Source organism: Ralstonia pickettii (genome assembly GCF_000607165.1).
GTDB classification, from domain to species: domain Bacteria; phylum Pseudomonadota; class Gammaproteobacteria; order Burkholderiales; family Burkholderiaceae; genus Ralstonia; species Ralstonia holmesii.
Map to the genome: position 1 here is coordinate 397,202 of NZ_JFZG01000024.1, position 23,163 is coordinate 420,364.

Annotated in this window: 14 protein-coding genes; 4 read left to right on the forward strand and 10 right to left on the reverse strand. The window is 65.7% G+C overall.

All coding sequences use genetic code 11. The features are described 5' to 3' along the window. The first annotated feature begins 6 nt into the window (after positions 1-6). The gene (locus tag BG83_RS0119400) at positions 7-1,533 is read left to right on the forward strand and encodes a carotenoid oxygenase family protein (RefSeq protein WP_024978260.1); all 1,527 of its coding nucleotides are present in this window, start codon (positions 7-9) and stop codon (positions 1,531-1,533) included. A 13-nt stretch (positions 1,534-1,546) separates the two neighbouring features. On the opposite strand, the gene BG83_RS0119405 is transcribed toward BG83_RS0119400, so the two are convergent. Further along, positions 1,547-3,181 (reverse strand): M20/M25/M40 family metallo-hydrolase, encoded by a 1,635-nt coding sequence (locus BG83_RS0119405; RefSeq protein ID WP_024978261.1) that lies wholly within the window; start codon positions 3,179-3,181, stop codon positions 1,547-1,549. Positions 3,182-3,246: 65 nt separating this feature from the next. On the opposite strand from BG83_RS0119405, the gene BG83_RS0119410 reads away from it, so the two are divergent. Further along, entirely contained in the window at positions 3,247-4,164 is a 918-nt protein-coding gene (locus BG83_RS0119410) for a LysR family transcriptional regulator (RefSeq protein ID WP_024978262.1), read from the forward strand. 26 nt (positions 4,165-4,190) lie between these two features. Here the strand turns inward: BG83_RS0119410 and BG83_RS0119415 are convergent, their stop codons facing one another. Then, complete coding sequence (locus BG83_RS0119415; protein ID WP_024978263.1) at positions 4,191-5,672, reverse strand: AMP nucleosidase; 1,482 nt, start codon at positions 5,670-5,672, stop codon at positions 4,191-4,193. Positions 5,673-6,215: 543 nt separating this feature from the next. On the opposite strand from BG83_RS0119415, the gene BG83_RS0119420 reads away from it, so the two are divergent. Together BG83_RS0119420 and BG83_RS0119425 are read left to right on the forward strand one after the other, a co-directional pair. After that, the gene (locus BG83_RS0119420; protein ID WP_024978264.1) at positions 6,216-7,865 is read left to right on the forward strand and encodes a diguanylate cyclase domain-containing protein; all 1,650 of its coding nucleotides are present in this window, start codon (positions 6,216-6,218) and stop codon (positions 7,863-7,865) included. 132 nt (positions 7,866-7,997) lie between these two features. Next, the gene (locus BG83_RS0119425; protein WP_024978265.1) at positions 7,998-8,504 is read left to right on the forward strand and encodes an acyl-CoA thioesterase; all 507 of its coding nucleotides are present in this window, start codon (positions 7,998-8,000) and stop codon (positions 8,502-8,504) included. Between the two features lie 19 nt (positions 8,505-8,523). Here BG83_RS0119425 and BG83_RS0119430 read toward each other — a convergent pair whose 3' ends face one another. The 8 genes from BG83_RS0119430 to glgX all read right to left on the reverse strand — a co-directional run bounded on the left by BG83_RS0119430 (position 8,524) and on the right by glgX (position 22,611). Further along, positions 8,524-9,909, reverse strand: coding sequence for a sensor histidine kinase (locus BG83_RS0119430; protein ID WP_024978266.1), 1,386 nt, complete (start codon positions 9,907-9,909; stop codon positions 8,524-8,526). A 224-nt stretch (positions 9,910-10,133) separates the two neighbouring features. Beyond that, a complete protein-coding gene (locus tag BG83_RS0119435; RefSeq protein ID WP_024978267.1) occupies positions 10,134-10,886 on the reverse strand; it encodes a class I SAM-dependent methyltransferase in 753 nt (250 codons plus the stop codon). Between the two features lie 119 nt (positions 10,887-11,005). Next, the gene (locus tag BG83_RS0119440) at positions 11,006-11,926 is read right to left on the reverse strand and encodes an amidohydrolase family protein (protein WP_024978268.1); all 921 of its coding nucleotides are present in this window, start codon (positions 11,924-11,926) and stop codon (positions 11,006-11,008) included. Positions 11,927-11,981: 55 nt separating this feature from the next. Beyond that, a complete protein-coding gene (locus tag BG83_RS27915) occupies positions 11,982-13,229 on the reverse strand; it encodes an MFS transporter (protein ID WP_037032110.1) in 1,248 nt (415 codons plus the stop codon). A gap of 134 nt (positions 13,230-13,363) precedes the next feature. Continuing rightward, the gene (gene treY / locus BG83_RS0119450; RefSeq protein WP_024978269.1) at positions 13,364-16,183 is read right to left on the reverse strand and encodes a malto-oligosyltrehalose synthase; all 2,820 of its coding nucleotides are present in this window, start codon (positions 16,181-16,183) and stop codon (positions 13,364-13,366) included. Then, positions 16,180-18,462, reverse strand: coding sequence for a 4-alpha-glucanotransferase (malQ, locus tag BG83_RS0119455; RefSeq protein WP_024978270.1), 2,283 nt, complete (start codon positions 18,460-18,462; stop codon positions 16,180-16,182). The genes treY and malQ overlap by 4 nt, the downstream gene beginning before the upstream one ends. 22 nt (positions 18,463-18,484) lie before the next feature. Continuing rightward, complete coding sequence (gene treZ / locus BG83_RS0119460; protein WP_024978271.1) at positions 18,485-20,326, reverse strand: malto-oligosyltrehalose trehalohydrolase; 1,842 nt, start codon at positions 20,324-20,326, stop codon at positions 18,485-18,487. Beyond that, complete coding sequence (glgX, locus tag BG83_RS0119465) at positions 20,323-22,611, reverse strand: glycogen debranching protein GlgX (RefSeq protein WP_024978272.1); 2,289 nt, start codon at positions 22,609-22,611, stop codon at positions 20,323-20,325. Before glgX ends, treZ begins: the two co-directional genes overlap by 4 nt. Positions 22,612-23,163: the final 552 nt, after the last annotated feature.

Here is a 23,163-nt window from a genome sequence, read left to right on the forward strand (position 1 = left end):
CCCGTCATGCAACGCCGATCCTTCATTGCGGCCTTGGGCGCCGCACCGTTTGGCTTGACCCTGACCGATGTAATGGCCGCCACCCCGGACCCGTGGGCTGCGGGGTTTGCAGCGGCGCGCGCGCAGTATCCGTGGCTGGCGGGTTATCAGGGCGTCAGCGCCGACATGCCGACTCGCGCGCTGAAAGTGGAAGGCAGGTTCCCGCCCGCGTTGCGCGGCGCGTTCTACCGAAACGGCCCGGCGCGACATGAAATAGGTGGTGTGCGTTACCACCATCTGTTCGATGGCGACGGCATGATCCAGCGTTACGACATCAGCGAGCAGGGCGTAACGCACCGCGGCGTGTTCGTGCGCACTGACAAGTTTGTCGCCGACACCGCCGCCGGCCGGCCGTTGCGCGCGACGTTCGGCACCGCCAACCCCGACATGGAGCCGGTTGCTTCGCCCGACAGCATCAATGTGGCCAACACCAGCCTGGTGATGCATGGCGACGAGATGCTTGCGCTGTGGGAAGGTGGCTCGGCCATGCGCGTCGATCCGGATTCACTGCGCACGCTGGGCGTGCAGACCTGGCGCGACGACTACAAGGGCATGCCGTTTTCCGCCCACCCCAAGGTCGAACCCGACGGCACGCTATGGAATTTTGGCGTGAGCAGCGCGGCCGGTCTGCTGACCGTCTACTGCGTGGGCGGGGACGGGGCGCTCAAGCGCGTGGAATCGGTCAAGGTTCCGGACGTGGCGATGGTGCACGACTTTGCCGTGACGCAGCGCCACCTGGTGTTTCTGCTGCCTCCCTTCGTGTACGACGTGGAGCGCTCGCAAGCAGGCATGTCGTTTCTGGATTCCCATGTCTGGCGGCCGGAGCTGGGCATGCGTGTGCTCGTGCTCGACAAGGACGATGCCACGCGCATGCGCTGGCTGCAGTTGCCGGCGGGCTTCGTCTTTCATCTCGGCAATGCATGGTCGTCGCCGGATGGGCTGGAGGTTCATCTCGATTACATCCGCTCGGACGATGCCGCGGTCGTCACCACGTCGCTGCGTGAATTGATGCGCGGGCAGATTCGTCCGTCGCCCGGCGCTCGCCTTACGCAAGTGCAGTTGAACCTGCGCACTGGCCGCGCCGAGCAGTTCAGCACCGAGCATGTGGCCGAATTCCCCAAGATCGACACACGCCGCACCGCGCAGCGTCATCACGCGTTGTTCATGGTGGCCCACACGGCGCCTTCGTCCAGCGGCAGCCCCCAGTCGCTGAACGGTTTCGACACCGTCATGCGCGTCGATACGGATTCGGGGCGGGTGCAACAGTACCGTTTTGGGCACCGCACGCTGGTGGAGGAACACGTGTTCGTGCCGGCCTCGGCCAGCGCCCGTGAAGGCGAAGGCTGGCTGATCGGCACGGTATTCGATGTGGACGCCGGCTGCACCAGACTGACGGCGTTCGATGCACAGAATGTTTCTGCGGGGCCCGTCGCCATGGCAAGCCTGAACGGCGTGGCGCCGCTCGGGCTGCATGGGCTGTTTCGCCCGGCATAGGCAGAGTGGCCCGTCAGAGCGGGTGCGTCAGCAGGCCGTAGATCGTGCGCACGCCGCTGACGTAGTTGCCCATCCGGAGGTTCTCATTGGCAGCGTGCTGGTTGTTATCGGCATTGACCAGGGGAATGATCGTGAACGGCACCTGCAGCACGCCGACGATTTCTGCGGTGGGCACGGTCCCACCCATCATGCGGATGCGAACCGGCGCTGGGTTGGCACCAAACGTGTCGGTCAGGGATTTGTAGGCCCATGTGCCCACTGCCGAGTCGATCGGTGAGCCCGCAGCGTCCGCACCTTCGCTCTGATACGTGAAGGTGGCCAGTTTGTCGTAGCGGCTGCGCTCTTCATCGGTCGGGGCATTTTTTACGAGGTGGTAGCCCTGGCGCTCGACGTGCTGCTCGATCAGCTTGCCGAGGTAGGCCGCGCTGGAGTCTGGCGTGGTTCGCAGGTCGAGCTCTGCGACGGCCTTGTCGGGCACGATGTTCGCCACCTTGTCGCCCACGGCCGCAGACGCCATGCCACGCACGTTCAATGACGGGTACTGCATCGCCTCCTGGTAATTGGCGCCGACCTTGTCGGCATGCGCAATGCCCAGGCGCTTATTGAGCGCCACCTGGTCGTCGGGCACGGCCGCCATGATCTTGCGGTCAGCGTCGCTGATCTTCACGTGGTCGTAATAGCCCGGCACCGTCACCCGACCCTCGTCGTTCTTCATCGATGCCAGCAGGTTGGCCAACTGCTGGGCCGGGTTGCGAGCGTAGTTGCCGTAGTGCCCGCTGTGCAGCGGCACCTTGCCGCCATAGACGGTGAGCCTGGCTTCGGCCGCGCCGCGGTTGCCAAAGACCAGGGTCGGTCGGTTGCTCGCGTGCATGGGGCCGTCGTGGATGACGATGGCGTCGCAGCGCAGCAGCTCGCGGTTTGCCTGCATCACCTTGCTGATTGACGGCGAGCCTTTCTCTTCCTCGCTGTCGAGAATGATCTTGATGTTGACGGCGGGCTGGGCGCCGCTGGCCTTCAGTGCGTCAACGGCCGCCAGCATCATCATGATCGGGCCCTTGTCGTCGGCAGACGATCGGCCGAAGACACGCCATTCCGGATCGAGCGGGCCGCTGAACAACTGCGCGGAGTCGATCTCTTCCCAGTTGCCCTGAGCGGTCTTGTGCTTGAGCACGGGCGTCCACGGACTTTTCTGCGCCCACTGCGCGGGAATCACGGGCTGGCCGTCGAGGTGCATGTAGAACAGCACCGTCTTCCGGGCAGCATCCGGGTTCGGCATTTCGGCATAGAGCATTGGCTTGCCATTGTTTGCCAATTGCTTGGTCGTGAAGCCACGCTTGCGGAACGCCTGCTCCAGCCAGTCGGCATTCTTGCGGACGTCCTCCGGCGCGATGGCGTCGTTGGGCAGGGAGAGCAGTTGAAAGTATTCGCGGTAGGTTGTCTGGGCATGGCGTTCGGCGTCTGCCGCAGAGAGTTCAGCGGCACCGGCCAAGCCGGCGGCACCCAACATGAGAGCCGGCACCAGCGCCCGAAGGCGATGGGATGCGCGGGACGTGGCAGGTTGACGGGCTGCGAGCTGAAGGTGCATCTGGACACTCCGCTGATCGAACGGTTTCGCATGAGTCTGGGCACGCCCTACCTTTTTGACCATTAGAATTTTCTTGGGATATCTTTGCGTTTTCTGCAAAGCAAAAGGGCCTCGCGCCCACGTCGCCTATGCCATCTCATCGCCTGCAGGAGACGTCCCTCCGCTATTTTCTGGAGGTTGTGCGCAGCGGCTCATTGACGGAGGCGGCCGCGCGCTTGCACGTCAGCGCATCCGCCATCAGCCGGCAAGTGGCGATGCTTGAAGAGCTGCTGGGCGTGCCGCTGTTCGAGCGGCAACCGCGTGGCATGACGCCCAGTGCAGCAGGCGAGCTGCTTGCCGCGCATGCGCTGCGCGGGGCGTTGGAGGCAGAGCGCGTGGTCTCTGATATTCAGGGCCTGCAAGGGCTGCAGCGCGGGCGCGTGCGCATTGCGTGCTCCGATGGGTTTGCGATTGAGTTTGTTCCACGCGCCATCGTGGCGTTTCGCGAGCGGCATCCTGGCATTCAGTTCGACCTGCGCGCGGACGAGCCCATGCGCGTGACCGAAGCGGTCCTGCGTGGCGACGTTGACATTGGCTTGACGTACAGCCGTGCCGCCGTGCAGGGCATTTGCGTGGCATATCAACAGCGCGGCTCGGTGTTTGCCATCATGCGGCCCGATCACCCGCTGGCGAAGTTCAACAGCGTGACGCTTGCGCAGATGCACCCGTTTCCGATTGCGCTCTCGGGGCCCGACAACACGGTGCGCCAACTGTTCGACATGGGCTGCAGCCATCGCGGGCTCGTGTTCGAGCCGGTGCTCGTCAGCAATCGCTTCGATGGGCTGTTGAGTTTCGTGCTGCACGGCGGCGGCTTGGGCATCGCGGGGGAAATCACGGTGCGCGAGCGCGTACAGCGCGGTGAGCTGCATGCCGCGGAGATTCGCGAGCGCGGCATGCGTGGGCGAACAGTGGAGCTGCAGACCCTGGCGGGCCGAACGTTGCCCGAGGTGGTGCGCGTTTTTCTGGACTTCCTGCGCGAAGCGCTGCCGGAGCAGCGCCCGCACTAACCCGCACCAACCCGCACCAACCCGCGCTATCGGAACGCAGGCTCGTCAAAGCTGCGCAGCTTGCGCGAGTGCAGCGCTTCAACGCCGTTTTCGCGCAACAGGCGCACGGCCTCCATGCCGATGTCCAAGTGCTGGCTCACACGCTGGCGATAGAACAGATTGGCCATGCCGCGCAGCTTCAGCTCGCCGTGCAGCGGCTTATCCGACACGCACAGCAGGGTGCCGTAGGGCACGCGCAGGCGGAAGCCGTTGGCGGCAATGGTCGCGCTTTCCATGTCGATGGCAATGGCGCGCGACTGGTTGAAGCGGCTGTACAGCGCCTGGTACTTCAGCTCCCAGTTGCGGTCGTCGGTAGAGACCACCGTGCCGGTGCGCATGCGCGATTTCATATCGGCGCCAGACAGCCCCGTGATGCGCGCCACAGCCTCCTGCAACGCCACCTGAATCTCGGCGATGGGCGGCACGGGCACCCACGGCGGCAGGTCCTGGTCGAGCACGTGGTCGTCGCGCACATAGGCGTGCGCGAGCACGTAATCGCCCAGCTGCTGCGAACGGCGCAAGCCGCCGCAGTGGCCGATCATCATCCAGCAGTGCGGACGCAGCACGGCCAGATGGTCGGTGATGGTCTTCGCGTTGGACGGGCCCACGCCGATGTTCACCAGTGTCACGCCCAGGCGGTCTTCGCGCACCAGGTGGTAGGCGGGCATTTGCGGCAGGCCCTTGATGCGGTGCGAGTCGTCCGGCGCGGGCGTGCCGAGTTCGTGTTCGGTGTCGCCGGGCTCGACAAAGCGGATGTAGCCCTCGTCGTTGCCGTCTTCCATCAGCTTGCGGCCGAGGGCGGCAAACTCATCGACGTAGCGCTGGTAGTTGGTGAACAACACGAAGCGCTGGAAGTGTTTCGGGTGCGTGGCGGTGTAGTGGTACAGGCGCTGCAGAGCCAGGTCGACCCGCTCGCCGGTGAACATCGACAGCGGCTGCGGTTCGTCGCCGATGGGGCGGTACGTGCCGTTGGCAATGGAGTCGTCGATCTGCGCGAGGTCGGGCAGCGTAAACGCACCGCCCAGCGCGCGCGCCTGTTCGGGCGTGATATCCACGGTGGACGCTTCCACCACGAAGGGCAGCGGAATCGGCCGGTTGCTCACGCCCACCACGACGGGGCTGTTGTGATAGTGCAGCAGCCGTTCGATCTGCACGCGGTAGTAATCGCGGAAGAGGTCGGGCCGCGTGAGCGTCGTACCGTACACGCCCGGATATGCCACCGTGCCCCACGCCGGCCGCGCGTCGCTCACCAGCGTTTTCGGGTCGACGGTGATGCCGAGGTAGGGGTAGCAGGCGGAGAGGTCTTCGCTGCAATCCTCGCCACGCGCAAAGGCGTGGAAACGATCGCGGATCGCTTGCGCGGAGCGCTCGTAGATGGCGGTGATGCGCTCGACGGCGGTGTTGGCGTCGGTGCAGATCGCCAGGTCGTGCGCAGGATAGAGATGGGCTGTGGCGCGGGTATCGGTCATGTGTTCGATGATACCGACGTTTTGTGAAGCCAAGATAGCGGTGTCGCTCAAGTCACGGCATCTGAAACGGGACGTTCGCGCCAGGGCAAAAACGTTGCCCGGCCGGCCTGTGGCAGGGGGCGTCCGGAGGGCTTGACGGCCCCCATTTTTGCGACGCTCCAATCCCCCTCTGCATCGCGGGAAAGCGCAGCACGGCCTCCGCGCCCAATACCCAAAAAACACGGTGCGCATGACACCTCCGAGCTTTTCGGCAGTCAGCGCGAAGGTGATTTCTACGCCGCGCAAACGAATTCCTCGGCAGCTCGATATGCACCTCTCAGCACGCACAGGCCGCGCCATGCGCCGCAAAGCCGCACGGGCCTTCAGTTTTTACATTTCCTGCCGATGGGAGGGGAAGGTGATCGGGTGCGCACCACGCAGTCAATCACACGGCAACAGTGGCCGATACACTGCAAGAACAACGGACGAACGGGGAATACACGTGGACCAACAGGCTGGCGTCGTCATTCGCCGGCATCGCCATGCGCGCTGGACGTGCCGATCATGCTGATCGCTGCACTGGCTTGCGCTGCACTCGTTTCGATCGCGCTGATTGGCCTCTCATGGCCCCGCCGCGATGACACGGAGGTCTCCGCCTTCATGCTGTTGGCGCTCGGTACCGCGCTCTGGAGCGGCGCGCGCCTCATGGAAGTCGTCAGCTTCGACATGCCCGTGCGCGTGGGCTGGGCCAAGGTCGCCTATCTCGGGATCATGATGGTGCCGGCCGCATGGCTGCGCATGGTCGTGGGCCTCATACGGCCAGAACTCAATGCATTGCTGATGGTGCGCGTTGGCTGGGTGCTGGCGCTGCTGGTGGCCGCTGGCTTCATCGGGCTGGTCGCCACCAATGAGTTGCACCATCTGGTATGGCTCGATGCACGTTTCGTCGTCATCGACGGCATACGGGGCGCAGTGTTCGAGCACGGGCGCATGTTCTGGGTGGCCACCGCCTACAACTACGTGCTGCTGGCCATCAGCCTTGTGCTGTTGGTGTTGCCCATCGACGAAGTCACCTCCGGGCTCTATGTGTCGTCGCGCACGCAGGTACGGCTGGCGCTTGTCATCGGGCAACTGCTGCCGCTGGTGACGCATCTTGCCTATCTGCAGCATTGGACGACGGCGCTCGGCGGCGATCTCACACCCGCCACGTTTGCCGTCAGCACAGCATTGCTCGGCTGGATCGTCTTGCGGCCGCGCTTGCGCGATACGGCCGCTTATGCTCGCGGCAAGATCATCGAATCCATGCGTGATGGTTGCATCGTGCTCGCCCGCGATGGCTCCATCGCCAGCATCAACGCCGCCGCGCGCCACCTGTTGCCGACTGCCAAGGTGCATGCAATGCCGCCCGCCGTGCTGAACGTGGCCGGCATCCTGCGCGAGTTTGAGCGTACGCGCCTGCCCAACCGCCATCAGGTCTGGCTGCCCGACACGGGCCGCACGCTGGAAGTCACCCTCGAAGGCTTGAGCGACGCGCGCGGCCGGCATGCCGGCGTTTTCCTGCTGCTGCGCGACGTGACGGTCGAGCAGTTGCAGCGTGCCGGCATGGCCAGCGCCCAGGATGCGCTGCGCGGCGAGCTGCAGCGAACGCGGGCCTTGCTCAGCGTGCTGGAGAACGACGTCAACCGCGACGCACTCACGCAGCTGTTCAATCGCCGCTTTTTTGAAACGCAGGCCCCGCGATTGTTCGACCACGCCCGCCGCGACAATCGTCCAGTCACGCTGGCGCTGTTCGACATCGATTGCTTCAAGCAATACAACGACACCTACGGCCACCTGCGCGGCGACGATTGCCTGCGCATGGTGGCCGACACGCTGGGCACGGCGTGCCGCCACCCCGATGACTTCATTGCGCGCGTGGGCGGCGAAGAATTCGTCGCCATGCTGTTTGACCTGGATCGCGATGAGGCCCGGCTGGCCGTGGCGCGTGCCGTGGCCATGGTGGCCGAACGGGCCGAACCGCACGCGGCGTCCGTTGCCGTGCCGTACGTCACGCTGTCAGCGGGCGCCGTCACCCTCACGCCCGCCGACGAACCCCTGGACGTACTGTTGGAATGGGCCGATGCGGCGCTCTACGATGCCAAGCGCAGCGGGCGCAATACGTTCCGCTTTCATCAGAGCCCGCCGGGGCTGCGGAGTGTTGCAGGCGGGGAGTAGGCCGCCCGTTCGTAGGGCTACGCTATTGCCTTGTTACGCAACGGCAAGTGCATCGGAAGAATGGACACATGCGCGGGACCACCGCGCATGCGCGGCTGCCGCCAGCAGCCAATTCCATTCTTGGAGTATGCGATGCCGACAGGCCAATCCATTGCCACAGTCGTCAACCACTATCTGCGCAATGCCGAGCTGCCCGAAGCCATTTCCGCGCAGCAGACGTTCCAGCACGCCTTCGATGTCTATCTGAAGGATTCCAACGCCTACGCCAACACGTATTTCGCCCGGTATTTCGAGTGGCAGGGCGTGGTGCGCGAGCGGTGGTTTCACGAATGCATCGACGCAGACCTGCTCATGAGCGGTCGCGTGATCTTCGTGACCAAGCTGGCGCATCAGGAATTCGTTGAAGAGACATTCCCGTTTCAGCGCGTGGAATGCCACCTGAATACATTCCGGGTACAGCCATGCTCGTTCTACATGGTGTTCCGGTTTGTTTCGGGCGGGCGGCTGGTGTCGCTGGGGTATCAGCAGGTGGTGTGCGCCAACGCCGAGCGCGTGATTCAGCGTCTGCCGGAACACGTGCGCCTGCGTGTGAAGGCGTACGAGCTGGACACGCTGCCGGAGTTGGCGCACGTGTCCTGACGTTTTGAAGACGTGAACGTCAGATAGAAGGAGGTTGGGGAAACCGCATGGAGAACAGCGTGTATTCCCCAACTACGGATTCGCACTGGATGCGCCCGCCAAATGCCTGCATGACGCGGCGGCAGAACGTCAGCCCCACGCCCGAGCCCTTGCCGACATGCTTGGTGGAGAAAAACGGGTCGAACATCCGGCGCTGCACGCTGGGCGGAATGCCGGTGGCGCTGTCGCGCACCACGAGCACATAGCTGTCTCCATCCTGGCGGGCGGAGATTTCGATGTGCCCCTTGCGCGCGATCTGGATGGCGTGCAGCGCATTCTTCAGCAGATTGAACAACACGTAGACGAGCAGCGTATCGGAGCCCACGAAGCGCCAGTCGGCGTTGAACGGCTGCACGTGCACGCGTTCGCGCTCACCGGCCTGGAACGGATACTGCGCCACGGCCGTCTCTACGCATTCGTGCAGTGAATGGGCTGCGAAGGTGCGTCTGTCCAGGCGCTCCAGCGTGACGGAGGCCAAGGCCATCTCGATCACGCTGTGTGCGGACGCGACTTCCGACGTGATGGCTCCCGCCAGTTTGGACAGGCGATCCAGCATGGCCGGATGCTGCGGCGGTTGGCACAGGCCGTTGTCGATGGCGAGCTGATAGCCTCGATAGACGTCTGGCCAGGCGCGGGCGATTTCGGCTGCCTGCAAGCGGATGGTGGTCAGCGGCGTGCGCACTTCGTGTGCAACGGTGGCTGCCAGTGCGTAGGGGCGCATCAAGTCAAACTTGACCACGCCCACGGCGATGATGCCAAGCGCAATGGCCAGGGGCAGCACGCCAGGCGGGTAGAACGCCATGCCGTAGTTGACGGCGTAGTCAGCCGCCGCCAACGAAATCAGCCCCACGCCGAACAGGCAGGTCAGCAACCGTTTTCGCTTCTCTGCCGTGGCATGCCGCTGCTCGCGGTAGAGCACCCACATGCCTCGCGTGACCAGCGCGGCAGTCTGGGCGATATGCACGGCTTCCAGCATGCCCGCCTTCGGATAGAACCCGAAGTGGAACTGATACACGCCGTCGATGACGAGATTGGTGGTCAGCAGCAATGCAATCAGCACGGCGTCCAACGTATAGGCAGCCATGAGCCAGCGCCGCTCACCCGGAGCCTCGGCCACCTCCACGGCAAAGTGGTAGAGCATGGTCGGCATGATGAGGATGGCGAGCCAACCGAGTTTGGCGAGCACCTGGGCGGTGCCAACGTCTTGGGTCTGGAACAGAAACGCCCAGATGCCTTGCCATAGGCACGTGAGCGTTGTCATGCCGAGAAACGCCAGGCTCGCGCGCGTGCGGCCGCGCGTGGTCACGACGTAGACGCCGTAGAACAGGAAGAGCGACGAGACGAAGGCGGGGAACAGGGCGTACATGGAAATCGGAAGTCGGCGCAGTGGCCGCGCGCCAAGGCCGACCGGAGTCGGCGGTAACCCGGAAGGCTACCGGCAACGCCGCGTTCGTACACGTGTTCCGATATCACATTTTTTTTATTCTGGATTAAGCGAAACCGCGAAAATGGCGCCGCATCACGCCACCCCTCCAACGGGTGTGACAAAAAGGATGAGAGGGATGAAGGCGCCCAAGCCGCTCACATGGCTCAGGTGGCCTCGATCAGCATCGCGTCGATGGCAAATGAATGGTCGGGCGCCACGGCAAAGTACGTGCGCGCTTCATCGGCCGCGCGGTCGAACAGGTCGCGGATGGCATCTGCGCGCACCTGCGGGGTGCGGATGCGGGCGATCCAGCTGTCGAAGGCCATCGTCAGCTTCCACGTGAGAGGGGTGCCGGGCTGGAAACCGGCCTCGGCCAGCATGGCTTGCCATTCGGACACGCGGTAGTCACGCACGTGCGACGCGTCGCGCAGCACCTCGGCGGTTTGCAGCAGCGTGTCGAGCAGCGGTGCTTCCGGCGCGAAGATATCCACGATGACGAGCTTGCCACCGGGTTTGAGCACACGGCGCGCTTCAGCCAAGCCCTTGCGCACGTCGTACCAGTGGTGGGCAGAAAATCGCGTGGCAACGATGTCGAACGCGGCGTCGTCAAAGGGCAGGCTCTCCGCGCGGCCGGCTTGCGTGTGCAATTGCGCAAGCCCACGGCGCGCGGCTTCGGCGGCCACCACGCTCAGCATGTCTTCCGACAGGTCGTACGCCACCATGGCGGCCACGTGCGGCGCCATGGCAAAGCTCACATGCCCGCCGCCGCAGCCGAGATCAAGCACCTTGGCGTGCGGCACCGATTGCGCCAGCGTGGCCAGCGCATCCAGATCGGCGCCCTGCGCGTGCACTGCACTGGTCAGGTAGGCCTGGGCGACCTGGCCGAATTGCTGGTCGACGAGTCGATGCTGCTGCATGGCTGCTCCTTACGGCGTGTGGGGATGAGGAGCGGCCAGTGTAGGAGCGCGGCCCGCGCGGCGAAATTCGTGATTCGCGAAATGGGGTATCGCGCGGGGGCGCTGCAGCAGTTGTGCGTTCAGACGAAGCGGAACAACTGCGCGGGCGTGTCGACCAGCACCTGCTTGCGATCCGCTGCGTTGGGCAGCAGCACGCCGGCGAAGGCCCACATCTTGTCGTAGTTGATTTGCGATTCGAACTGCGTGTGCGGCCAGTCGCTGCCCCAGACGAGGCGGTCCAGGCCGAGGGCATCTTTCAGGCGCGGCATGGCGGCCTGTGCGATGGCTTCGCCGCGTCCGTTCGCGCCGTTCCGGTATGCGCCGGAAATCTTTACCCACACGCGACGCGAGCGGCCGGCGGCGAGCAATGCGGCAAAGCCCGGGTCGTCCACGCCGAGTGCAGGATCGGGGCGGCCGAAATGGTCGACCACCACGTTCACCTGCGCTTCCAGCAGCGGCTGCAGCAGCGTGGGAAGGCGGCGTGCCTCGACATGCAATTCCACATGCCAGCCGAGCGCATGCAGGCGCGCCAGTGCGGCTTGCCACACGGGCGATTTCAATTGCGGGTCTGCCGCACCGATCAGGTTCAGACGGATGCCGACGATGCCCTCGGCGTTCATCTGCGTGAGCAAGGTCTCGGGCGCAGCCGGGTCGATCACGGCCACACCGCGCAGGCGCTGGGGCGCTTGCTTGAGCGCGGCCAGCAGGTAGCTGTTGTCGACCCCGAGGAAGCTCGGCTGGATCAGCACCCCGTGCGACACGCCATGCGCGTCGAGCTGCGCAAGGTAGGCCGACAGCGGTGCGTCATACGTGGGCGCATAGCGGCGGGCATTGGCCAGCGGCAGGCCGCGTTCGAACACATGCGCATGCGTGTCGATGGCGGTGATGCGCGCGGGGCCCCCGCGCGAGACGTCGCTGCTACCGGTGGCGGCGCAGCCGGCAAGGGCGGTGGAACCTAGCATGGCAAGCAACCCTGTGTTGAAGGCGCGGCGGGTGGGCATGGGGTCTCCTGGCGGCGACGGATCAAGTGCGTCGTCATGGTGTTGTGTTGGGGGTTCAGACAGTGACGGCAGCGAGGTCGCGGCCCTTCGTCTCGGGCAGCATCAGCACCGCCACCGCGACGATCGAATACGCGATGGCTGCGTCAATGCCGATGGCTGTGCCCAGCGACATCGACGCGCTCATCTTGCCCACCAGCACCGGGAAGGCGGCAGACACCACGCGGCCGAAGTTGTAGCAAAAGCCCACGCCCGTGCCGCGCACGCCCTGTGGATACAGCTCGTTGAACAGCGCGCCCATGCTGGCCGGAATGCCCGCCGCAAAGAAGCCCAGCGGAAAGCCCAGCACCAGCATCGCGCCATCCGACAGCGGCACCAGCAGATACACCAGCACCGTCACCACGCAGCAGCACGAGAACAGCAGAATGTTTCCGCGACGGCCAAGCACGTCCAACAGCCACGCGCTGGCCACGCAGCCGCACCAGAAGGCGAAGATGATCACCGCCAGGTAGCCGCCTGTGCCGAGCACCGACAGGTGGCGCTCCGTCTTGAGATACGTCGGCAGCCACGTCATCAGCGCGTAGTAGCCGCCGTGCGCGCCCACCCCCAGCAGCCCGCCGATCAGCGTCATGCGCAGCACCTGCGGGCGGAAGATATCGAGCAGGGGGAAGCGCGAGATCGGCATCGCATTGGCGTTCGCATCCGGCTTGGCGGCCGGTACGGGTTCCTGCACGCCACGGCGGATGTAGATGATCAGGAGCGCCGGCAGCAACCCCGCAGCAAACATCACGCGCCAGGCGAGGTCCGGCTCGATAAAGGAATACGTGAGCGCATACAGCAACACCGCCGCGCCCCAGCCCACCGCCCAGGCGCTTTGCACGGTGCCCATGGCCTTGCCGCGGTGGCTGGCGCGGATGCTCTCGGCCATCAGCACGGCGCCCGCCGCCCATTCACCGCCAAAGCCGAAGCCTTGAATGGCCTTGAGCACCAGGAACTGCTCGAAGTTCTGCGCGAAGGCCGAGGCGAACGTGGCCAGCGAAAACCACAGCACCGTGAACTGCAGGGTGCGCACACGGCCGAAGCGGTCGGTCAGCGCGCCGGCAATCCAGCCGCCCAGGGCCGACGCCACCAGCGTGACGCCCGACACAAGCCCGGCCTCGGTTTTGCCGATGTGCCAGGCCGCGATGATGGTCGGGATGACGAGGCTGAACATCTGCACGTCCAGCGCGTCGAGTGCCCAGCCGCCAAAGCAGGCCCAGAACGTGCGCTTTTCCCCTTTCGAAATCTCTTTGAACCAGCCGAACATGCGGTCTCCTCCGGGTGACGTGAGCGACGTGTTCATCACGATTGCTCTAGTCATCTATATGAATAGAGGAATTCTAGGGCGAGCAAGGGAGTGGCGCAGTCGGTGTTAACCCGTGCGAATGCGTGACGGGGTGATCAGGTGTGCAGCAGGGCGACTGGCAGATGCGCCAGCACTTGGCCCAACGCCAGGCGGGGGCTGTGCAGCGTCTGGCCGTCAAAAGCGCTCTGCAGCGGAGCGTGCGACAGCGCGGACGGCAGACAGACCGTGGTGTCCCGCCATGCACCCTCCGCAAACGTTGGTGTGGCGGCATGGAGCAGGGCCGAGGCATGCAGCGGCACGATCGTGACGACCGCCTGGGCGCCATGCACACGCGCAAACGCTAGCACGTGCTGTGCGCCGCTACCGGTCACGGCCAGCGGTTGGTAGTCACCGGATTCAAACACGGCTGGCAGCGCGGCACGCAGGGCCAGTGCACGCGCCAGTACGGCTTGCTTGATGCGCCCGTCGGTCCAATGCGCGAGCAGCGACGCGAGGCTGTGCCCAGCATGCATGTGCAATGCCCGCAATGCGCGATGCCGCGCGGCATAGTCGACGGGCCGGCGGTTGTCGGGATCAACGAGGCTGGTGTCCCAGAAGTCGGCGCCCTGGTAGAGGTCGGGCACGCCGGGCAGCGTGGTGCGCAGCAAGGTCTGGGCGAGGCCGTTGATGGCGGCGGCCGGCGCCACGCTTTGCACGAAGGCGGAGAGCGAGGGCAGGAAGGTCGAGGCCGCCTCGCCCGTCAGTAGCGTAAAGACGAAATCGCGGCTGGCCGCTTCGTAGTCCGCATCGGGTGCGAACCAGTCAGTGCGCAGCTTGGCTTCGCGCTGCGCTTTTTCCTGCCACTGCGCGACGCGCTCGGCCAGCTCGCGCACGGCATCGGCGTCATGCCAGTCCAGATCCGCCGGCCAGATGCCCACCAGCGTTTGATACAGCATCCACTGCGCAGCGGGCGAAGGGGCAGGCCCTGTAGGCAGTGGGCGCACCCAAGCAGCGTGTTCTGTGCGCCATTGGTGTGCGGCGGCCAACCATTGCGTGGGCCGCTCCGACAGCACGGCCAACCGCGCACGCACGTCTTCGCCGCGCTTGTGATCGTGCGTGGCGGTGGTGAGCATCGCGTGCGGCCAGGTGTGGGCGCGCGCTTGCATGGCGTGATGGAACGCGTTGGCGCTCATGGAAAACGCACCCGGATCCGCGCCGACCTCGTTGCGCGACAGCAGCCGGCCGTAGCGATAACACGCGGTGTCTTCCACCGCCTTGGCCGCCACTGGCGATGACAATTGTTGGCACCGGCGCAACGCCAGTTGGCCCAGCTTGTCTTGCCCTGCCGGTTGCCCGCCCAGCCATGCATCAAGCCAGCCGAGCACAGGCTGGTCGACGCGCCGCAGGCAGGTCGCCGCGCCGGACATGGCGGTTTGCAAGATCGCCGAATCCTGCGCATCGCGTTGTTGCGCATTCGCATAGGTTCGATACACCGGGAAGTGGACGATCACCTCGGCCAGCGCGCGGCGGATGGCGTGCCACGTCACGTCGTGGCTGTTGCGGTTCTGCTGTGCCACCGCGTGCAGCGCCGACGTGGCTGCATCGAGTTCTGCAGAAAAGTGCGCATGCAGGACCTGACGACGTGCGGGTACAGCCGTGGCTGAGAACGGCGCTTCAGCCGCCGGTGCACCAATCCACTCAAGCCAGCCCTGGGTGAGCGCGGTCTCGCCGTGCGCATCGTGCAACAGCGCGCCTACCTGGTTCATGAAATCGTAGCCGCTGGTGCCGTCGACGCCCCAGTCGGTGCGCATGGGTTCATCGCTGGCGAGGATCTTTTCGACGACGATCCAGGGGCGACTCGTGAGCCTGTCGGCGGGGCGTGCGGCGTGTTCGGCTTGCAGGCGGCGGCGTAGCTGGCGGCAGTAGGCGGCCGGGTCGGCCAGGCCATCAACGTGGTCGATGCGCACACCGTCAATCCAACCCAGGCGATAGAGCCGGAACAGCAGCGCATGCGTGGCTTCAAACACCTCGGCACGCTCCATGCGCAGGCCAGCCAGCGAGCCGATATCGAAGAAGCGGCGCCAGTTGATCTCATCGTTGGCGGTGCGCCAGTGGGCAAGGCGCCAATGCTGCCGTGCCATCAACGCGTCAAGCTGATCGGGTTGCGCGTTGAGCAAGCGCACAGCCTCGGCGATGTGTGCGGCACCGGCTTCCGTGGTGGCGAGGTTGCGCAGCGCGTCGCGTGCTTCGTCGGTGCGTTCGCGGCGCGTGCGCAGCGAGCGGATCGTGCCGAGCGCGACAAAACGGTCGGCCACCGCGTGGATGGCGGTGTCTGTGTTGCCCGTGCGGAGCAGCGCGGCATAGTCGGCCAGCGCGATCGGGAAACGGTGGTCGTAATACGCGATCGCCAGCCGCGCGGCCGTGTCGTCGTAGGTCAGCTGCAGTCGGCTGTCGGCGAGTGCGTCAGCGTAGTTTTCGCCCAGGAAGGGCGCGAGCACCTTGTTGCGCAGCGCCGGGTTGGGCGGCTGCCAGTCGATATCGAAAAAGTTGGCGTAGGCGCTGTCTGGACCGGATTCGAGCACATCCAGCCACCACCCGTTGTGTGCGCCGCCCACGCCCATGTGGTTCGGCACGATATCGACGATGAGCCCCATGCCGCGCGCATGCAGCGCATCCACCAACTGTTCGAGCGCGCGTTCGCCGCCCAGCTCGGGGTTCACGTGTGTGGGGTCGACCACGTCATAGCCATGCGTCGAGCCCGGTTGCGCCGTGGTGATGGGCGATGTGTACAGATGCGAGATGCCGAGCGCGGCAAAGTCATCCACCAACGCGCGCGCATGGTCGAACGTAAAGTCGCGGTGCAATTGCAGCCGCACCGTAGCGCGCGGCACACGCTGGAGGGCGACAGGCGGGAGGTGTGTGGTCGGTTCGCTCATGGCGTGTTGATGCGCGCGTTGGCCAGCGCGGACAGGCGCGCCTGCACCGTGGGCGCGTCGAGCAGCGTGTCGGACGGCCCGGGCAGGCGACGCCGCCAGTTCGGGTGGGTGTCGATCGTGCTTGGCAGGTTCGGCTGCTCGACAAGGCCCAGCAGGTCTTCCAGCGGCACCAGTGCAAGCGGCGTATTGGCAGCGCCGGTGAACGCGGTGGCCGCCGTGGCAAAGTCCTGCGCGCTGGCTTGCAGGATGACTTCGGCTTGCGCCGCGGTGGCCACGCGCGCCTGTTCCACCGCAGCCAGCAGGGGCGCTACGCCGATCATCGGCACACCGCCATCGGCCAGCACCAGGCGGTTATGTTCTGCAAAGGCCGCCACCAGCGCGGCGCGATCGTCCATGCGGCGTGCGTGCGCTTCGCCCTCGGTCATGCCGGCGGGCAGCAGGCCGAGCTGGGCTTGCCAGCGCAGATCGTTGCCGATCCACCAGCCGACGAGCGTGGGCAGATCGTGCGTGCTCGTCATCGCCACCGACGCCGGCGCCCATGTGCGCGGCGCCTTGAAGGGGGCTTCGTCGCGCGTGTACTCGCGCTCGAACCAGAGGATGCGCATGCCGAGCAGGCCCTCGTCGGCAAGCCTGTCGCGCAGGCCCGGTGGCACGGTGCCAAGGTCTTCGCCAATGACGATGCAGCGGTTGCGCCACGATTCCAGCGCCACCAGCCGCAGCAGATCCTGCATCGGGTAGCGCAGGTACACGCCGTCGAGCGGCGGGGCGCCATCGGGAATCACCCACAGCCGCATCAGCCCGAGCACGTGGTCGATGCGCACGCCGCCGGGCACGGCCATCACCGCGCGCAGCATCTCGATAAAGGCCGAAAAGCCCTGCGTGCGCATGGCGCGCGGGCTGAAGGTGGTCAGGCCCCAGCCTTGGCCCTGCGCGTTGAACACGTCGGGCGGCGCCCCCACCGTCACGCCGATCAGCAAGTCGCGCTGCCGCGCCCACGCGTGGCTGCCCGCGCTGTCGGTGCCCACAGCCAGATCGGCGATGAGGCCGATGGCCATGCCGGCGTTTTCCGCAGTGCGCTGCGCGAGGGCCCACTGGCGTGTCGCAGCCCATTGCAGGAAGAGGTGGAAATTCACCGCATCTTCATGCTCGCGTGCGAAGGCCTGCACGCCCAGATAGCTCGGATGTTGATACTGCTCGGGCCACTGCTTCCAATGCGCGGGTCCAAGGTGCGCATTCAGTGCCTCAAAGTGCGCGTGATCGCGCAGGCTCGTGCCGCCATCAATACAGTACGCGCGAAAATCATCCAGCAGCATCTGGGCGACAGTGTCCCCAAGCGGCGCCTGCAGTAAGCGGCGATGCAGCGCGCGCAGTACCGTCATGCGGGCGTTGCCGCTGGCGGGCCAGTCGATGAGTTGCGCGGCTTCCAGGCGGGCATAGTCAGCCACGAGGTTGCAGTCGACCACGGCTTGCCGCACGGCTTCGTCCCCAAAGAGCGCGGCGGGGTCGATCATCCACGCGTTCAGGAACAGGCGGCTCGATGGCGAGTACGGCGAATAGCGGCGCGCGTCGGCCGTGAACATGGCATGCACGGGGCTCAGCGCCAATGCATCCGCACCGCGCTGCGCAAGGTGCCGCGCCAGCGTGCCCGCAGCGGTGTAGTCGCCCAGGCCGGCGCTGCTGGCGGCGCGTTCGGCATCGCATCGCAAGCCGTAGAGCTGCGCGGATGCTCCCCACAGGCGGGTGTCGGTGGGACGATCGTGCTGTCGCAGGGCATCGGCCACGCCATAGCAACGCGCTGGGGCAATGGCGAGCGTGGCTTCGATCACGGTGCCAGGCCCGGCGTCGATGGTCAGGCGGTGGTAGCCCACGGCCTGCACCGGCGCCAGGCGCAGCGTTGCGTGGTGCTCGCTTGCGCTGACGCTGATCTTGCCCTCGGTGCTGCCGTCGGACTCAAAGTCGACGCGATAGGTTTGTCCGCCCAGCAACGCAGCTTGGGGCGCCGAGGTCTGCAGCACGATCGGCTGCCCGACCACGCCGGTCACAAGCGGCGGTATGGCGACCGCTTCGGCTTCTGCGCGCAGGCGCGCCTGGCTTTCCGACACCTGGGCGGGCGAGCCGGCCGGCAGGCTCAGTGTGAAGAGCACGGCGCGCAGCACTTCGTCGGCCACGCGCATGGGGCGGCTGGCGGCGTCTTCCCAGTCGACCAGTAGACCGGCATCGGTGGCCAGTTGCTGGAGCGGCGTGCGCTGCGTGCCTGAGGAGTGGTTCGTGCGGTCCATGGTGCGTTGTGGTTGTCAGCCGTCAGGTAGGCGACGGCGTGTGCAGCAATGCCACGCACGCGCGCTCCGGCAGGCGGTGCGCGATGAGCGCTGCGGCCGCACCTTCACGCGATTCGTGCAGCAGATCGGCAGGGCTGCCTGCCAGGACCGTGGGCACCGCCACGGGTTGATCGGCCAGATTGAGCATCAGCGTAAGGACGCTGCCATCGCCCATGCGCCAGCGGGCAATGGCGCCGGCGTGGCCCAGCGCCACCGCGTCGAGTGCGCGCGCATTGGGCAGCCGCGGGATGATTTGCGCGTGACGCAGCGCCAGCAGGCGGTGCATGCGGTTCAGCGTGTTGAGTGGCCCGGGTTGGGTCAGGTTCGCCTCGCCGGGACAGGAGGCGAGGTAGGTGCGCTCGTCGTTCGGGTCGGGGATGCGCTCGCGCTGGTGCGGATCGGCAAACGCCTCGAACTTCGCAAACTCCCGACGCCGGCCTTCCCGCACGGCTTCGGCCAGCATGCCGTGGTGGCTGGTGAAGTACTGGAACGGGCACGTGCTGCCCCATTCTTCACCCATGAAGAGCATCGGAATCTGCGGGCTCAGCAGCAACAGCACTTGCGCGGCGTGCAACGCATCGGGGTGCGCAAGCTGCGTCAGCCGTTCGCCAAAAGCGCGGTTGCCGATCTGATCGTGGTTCTGCAGGAACAGCACGAACGCGCTGGGCGGCAGGTGCGCGCTGGGCTCACCGCGCGGTGCGTTTTCGTGGATGGGTGACGGCTCGCCCTGGTAGCAGAAACCGTCCTGCAGTACGCGCGCGAGGCGCTCTGCTGGCGCATCGGCGTAGGCCGCGTAATAGGCTTCGCGCTCGCCGGTCAGCAGCACGTGCAGCACGTTGTGGCCGTCGTCGTTCCACTGCGCTTCGAAGTCGCCATGGGTGTTGCCATCGCGCAGCAGCGATGCGGCGTTGTGCTCGTTCTCCAGCACGAGGTGCACATGCCTGCCGGGTTCGACCGACAACTGCACGCGAGCGGCGAGTTCGCCCAGCCAGTCGCGCTCGGTGATGGCATGCACGGCGTCGAGTCGCAAGCCGTCAAAGCGGTATTCCAGCAGCCACATCAACGCGTTCTGGATGAAGAACTCGCGCACCTGCGGCATGCGGAAATCGATCGCTGCGCCCCAGGGCGTATGCACATCGTCGCGGAAGAAGCGGCGCGCGTAGTGGTGCAGGTAATTGCCGTCGGGCCCGAAGTGGTTGTAGACGACATCGAGAAACACCATCATGCCCAGCCCGTGGGCAGTGTCGATCAACGCCTTGAGATCGTCCGGCGTGCCATAGCTGGCGTCGGGCGCGAAGGGCAATACGCCGTCGTAGCCCCAGTTGCGCGCGCCCGGAAATTCCGCCACCGGCATCAACTCGACGGCCGTGATGCCCAGCCGTGCCAGTTCGGGCAGCCGCCCGCGCACACCCTTGAAGCCGCCCAGCGTGCCGACGTGCAGTTCGTACAACACCGTCTCGTGCCAGGGCCGGCCCTGCCAGTTGGCGTGCTGCCAGCGGTAGCGCTGCGGATCGACGACGAGGCTTGGGCCGGGGATGTCCTGCCACTGTGCGCGTGCGGCTGGGTCGGGTACGGACAGCGTCACGCCGTCCCGATTGGTGATGCGATACCGATAGCACGTGCCGGCGCCCACGGGTGCCACCGCTGCATACCAACCGTCGGGTTCGGCGTCCATGCGGATGGCTTCGTCGCCGCGCGCCTCGTCTAGGTCGACCCAGGCGGCGGTCGCGTCAGGTGCCCACAGGCGGAAGCGGGTGTTGCCGTCAGCCAGGACGGTGGCGCCAAACGGCATGTCGTGCGCAAACCGGGGGGCGGGTGCGGTCATCGCGTGGCGTCTCCATTGTCGTCGTTGGCTGCGGGGCCGGCGGTTTGGGCAGTGCGCTCCTCGTCGGGGATGGGCTGTACGGGTGTTTCGTGTGGCGGGGCGTTGTGCGTTTCGGGAACGTGCCCGAGGGTTTCGCCACTGACGTCTGCATCGGGCTGCCCGGCAATTTGGGTGATCGTGGCGAGCTGCGTGGCGAGCAACAGCACGACGCTGCGCCCCGCCACTTTCAGCGTGCCGCTGCCGTGGGGGCGGGTGTCCTGCTCTGGTGCTGCGCTATCGATGGCGATTTGCCAATCCATGGCCGGCTCGGGCAGCGTGAAGGTCAGGTCCGTGGCGGCGCCGTTGATGAGCAGCAGTGCCACATGCGGACGCGCTTCGCCGTCGATGGTCTCGACACATGCGCGGCGCAGCGCCAACGCACGTGCCTCGCTGTCGTTCCACGCGTCGGGCGAGAGCACCTGACCGCGCTCATCAAACCAGGCGATGTCCGGTACGCCGGGCAGGATCTCGGTGTTGCCGTGCACGTAATGCGGCCAGCGCAGCGCGGGGCTTTCCTTGCGCAACGCGATCAGCCGTGCCGTATAGCGCGCGAGCGCCTGCCCCGGGTCTTTCTCCAGCAACGACCAATCGAGCCAGGACAGCGCGTTGTCTTGGCAGTAGGCATTGTTGTTGCCGTCTTGCGTGCGGCCGAACTCGTCGCCCGCCAGCAGCATCGGCGTGCCGTTGGAGAAGAACACCGTGGCCAGCAGCGCGCGTGTCACGCGTTCACGCAGGGCTTGGATGGCGGTGTCGTCCGTCGGGCCTTCCGTGCCCCAGTTGGCGCTGCAGTTGTCGTTGTGGCCGTCGCGGTTGTCTTCGCCGTTGGCCTCGTTGTGCTTGTCGGCGTAGCTCACGAGGTCGTGCAGCGTGAAGCCGTCGTGCGAGGCCACGTAGTTGACCGACGCCCAGGGCCGGCGGTGGCGGCGGTCGAAGAGGTCGCCACTGCCGGTCAGGCGCGCGGCAAGGTCTGGGCGCTGTCCGGAATCGCCACGCCAGAAGCGGCGGATGCCATCGCGAAATCGGTCGTTCCATTCGGCAAAGCCGGGCGGATGGTTGCCGACCTGATACCCATCGGGGCCCACGTCCCAGGGCTCTGCGATGAGCTTGACGGTGGAGAGCACCGGGTCCTGGCGTATGGCATCGAAGAAGCCGGAGCCCGGATCGAAGCCGTTGCCCTCGCGCCCGAGCGTGACGCCCAGGTCAAAACGGAAGCCATCCACATGGAAGGCGTTGACCCAGTAGCGCAGCGAATCCATCACCATCTGCAGCACGCGCGGGTGCGACAGGTTGAGCGTGTTACCGCAGCCAGTGTCGTTGATGTAGTAGCGCTCCTGGCCCGGCACGAGACGGTAGTAGCTCGCGTTGTCCAGCCCGCGGAACGATAGCGTCGGCCCCAGTTCGCTGCCTTCACACGTGTGGTTGTAGACCACATCGAGCAGCACCTCGATGCCCGCCGCATGCAGCCGCCGGATCGCCACCTTCAGCTCATGCAGCGATGGCGCCGACAGGTACGACGGCTCCGGCGCAAAGAAGCACAGTGTGTTGTAGCCCCAGTAGTTGCGCAGGCCGCGCTCTACCAGGAACTGGTCCTGTAGGAAGGCGTGAATGGGCAGCAGCTCGATGGCGGTGATGCCCAGCCGCTGCAGGCGCTCGATGAAGACGCTGTCGCCCAGCGCGCTGAAGGTGCCGCGCTCAGGCGGCAGCAAGTCTTCGCGCAGCATCGACATCCCACGCACATGTCCTTCATAGATGACCGTGCGCGACCACGGCGTGTTGGGGCGTATGTCGTTGCCCCAGTTGAACGACTCGTCGGTGACAACGGCCTTGGGCATGGCGGGGGCGCTGTCGCGGCGGTCGAATGAGAGGTCGCCACGATTGGAGTTCAGCCGATAGCCGAACAGCGCATCGGACCAGCGCAGCGCGCCTGCCAGCCGGCGGGCGTAGGGGTCGAGCAGCAGCTTGTGGGGGTTGAAGCGATGGCCATGCTGCGGCTCCCACGGGCCGTAGGCGCGGTAGCCGTAGACGAGGCCGGCTTCCACGCCGGGCAGGTAGCCATGCCAGACCTCATCGGTGCATTCGGGCAGTGCGAAGCGGGTCAGTTCCTTGCGGCCGGCCGGATCGAAGATGCAGAGTTCGATCTTGCTGGCGTTGGCGGAGAAGACAGCGAAGTTGATGCCCAGGCCGTCCCATTGGGCGCCTAGGGGGAAGGGTTTGCCGGGGGCAAGGGTTTTGGGGAAGCGGAGCATCAGTTCGTTGGTTTCAGAGTTGTCTTTGCGTTGGTGGTTTGCCTCCCTTTCGCCCCCTGCCGGGGCCGACTCACTTTTCTTTGTCTTGCCAAAGAAAAGTAAGCAAAAGAAAGGCGCGCCCGAGATGGCGAAAGACTCCTTGGATTTGTGTCGCGGGGAGGGAAGGGAGGCAAACTCGCTGCGCTCAGACAGGCCTCCCTTCTTGATCCTCCCCGCAACAAAAATCCAAGGCGCCATCAAGGGCAGAAAAAGCAAACCATCGAGTGCAGGCGCAATACGTTCTCTCTCCATCAGTTCGCCGAGCAGCGCCCCGGCTTTGTCGCTTACCTTAGTGCTCCGCCGCGTTGGCCGTTTTTGCCCTAGATGGCGCCTTGAATTTTCGTAAGCGGGCGGAAAAAAGACGGGGAACTGTCTGAGCGAAGCGAGTTTTCCCCGTCTCCGTCCGGTTATGAAAATTCAAGGAATGGGTCGCCATCTTGGGCGCGCCTTTCTTTGCTTACTTTTCTTTGGCAAGACAAAGAAAGTGAGTCAGCCCCGGCAGGGGATGAAACA

Excerpts from the sequence above, each read along its gene's own strand:
- BG83_RS0119400 (WP_024978260.1), top strand. The coding sequence starts at position 7 with ATGCAACGCCGATCCTTCATTGCGGCCTTGGGCGCCGCACCGTTTGGC.
- BG83_RS0119405 (WP_024978261.1), bottom strand. The coding sequence starts at position 3,181 with ATGGTCAAAAAGGTAGGGCGTGCCCAGACTCATGCGAAACCGTTCGAT.
- BG83_RS0119410 (WP_024978262.1), top strand. The coding sequence starts at position 3,247 with ATGCCATCTCATCGCCTGCAGGAGACGTCCCTCCGCTATTTTCTGGAG.
- BG83_RS0119415 (WP_024978263.1), bottom strand. The coding sequence starts at position 5,672 with ATGACCGATACCCGCGCCACAGCCCATCTCTATCCTGCGCACGACCTG.
- BG83_RS0119420 (WP_024978264.1), top strand. The coding sequence starts at position 6,216 with ATGCTGATCGCTGCACTGGCTTGCGCTGCACTCGTTTCGATCGCGCTG.
- BG83_RS0119425 (WP_024978265.1), top strand. The coding sequence starts at position 7,998 with ATGCCGACAGGCCAATCCATTGCCACAGTCGTCAACCACTATCTGCGC.
- BG83_RS0119430 (WP_024978266.1), bottom strand. The coding sequence starts at position 9,909 with ATGTACGCCCTGTTCCCCGCCTTCGTCTCGTCGCTCTTCCTGTTCTAC.
- BG83_RS0119435 (WP_024978267.1), bottom strand. The coding sequence starts at position 10,886 with ATGCAGCAGCATCGACTCGTCGACCAGCAATTCGGCCAGGTCGCCCAG.
- BG83_RS0119440 (WP_024978268.1), bottom strand. The coding sequence starts at position 11,926 with ATGCCCACCCGCCGCGCCTTCAACACAGGGTTGCTTGCCATGCTAGGT.
- BG83_RS27915 (WP_037032110.1), bottom strand. The coding sequence starts at position 13,229 with ATGTTCGGCTGGTTCAAAGAGATTTCGAAAGGGGAAAAGCGCACGTTC.
- treY (WP_024978269.1), bottom strand. The coding sequence starts at position 16,183 with ATGAGCGAACCGACCACACACCTCCCGCCTGTCGCCCTCCAGCGTGTG.
- malQ (WP_024978270.1), bottom strand. The coding sequence starts at position 18,462 with ATGGACCGCACGAACCACTCCTCAGGCACGCAGCGCACGCCGCTCCAG.
- treZ (WP_024978271.1), bottom strand. The coding sequence starts at position 20,326 with ATGACCGCACCCGCCCCCCGGTTTGCGCACGACATGCCGTTTGGCGCC.
- glgX (WP_024978272.1), bottom strand. The coding sequence starts at position 22,611 with ATGCTCCGCTTCCCCAAAACCCTTGCCCCCGGCAAACCCTTCCCCCTA.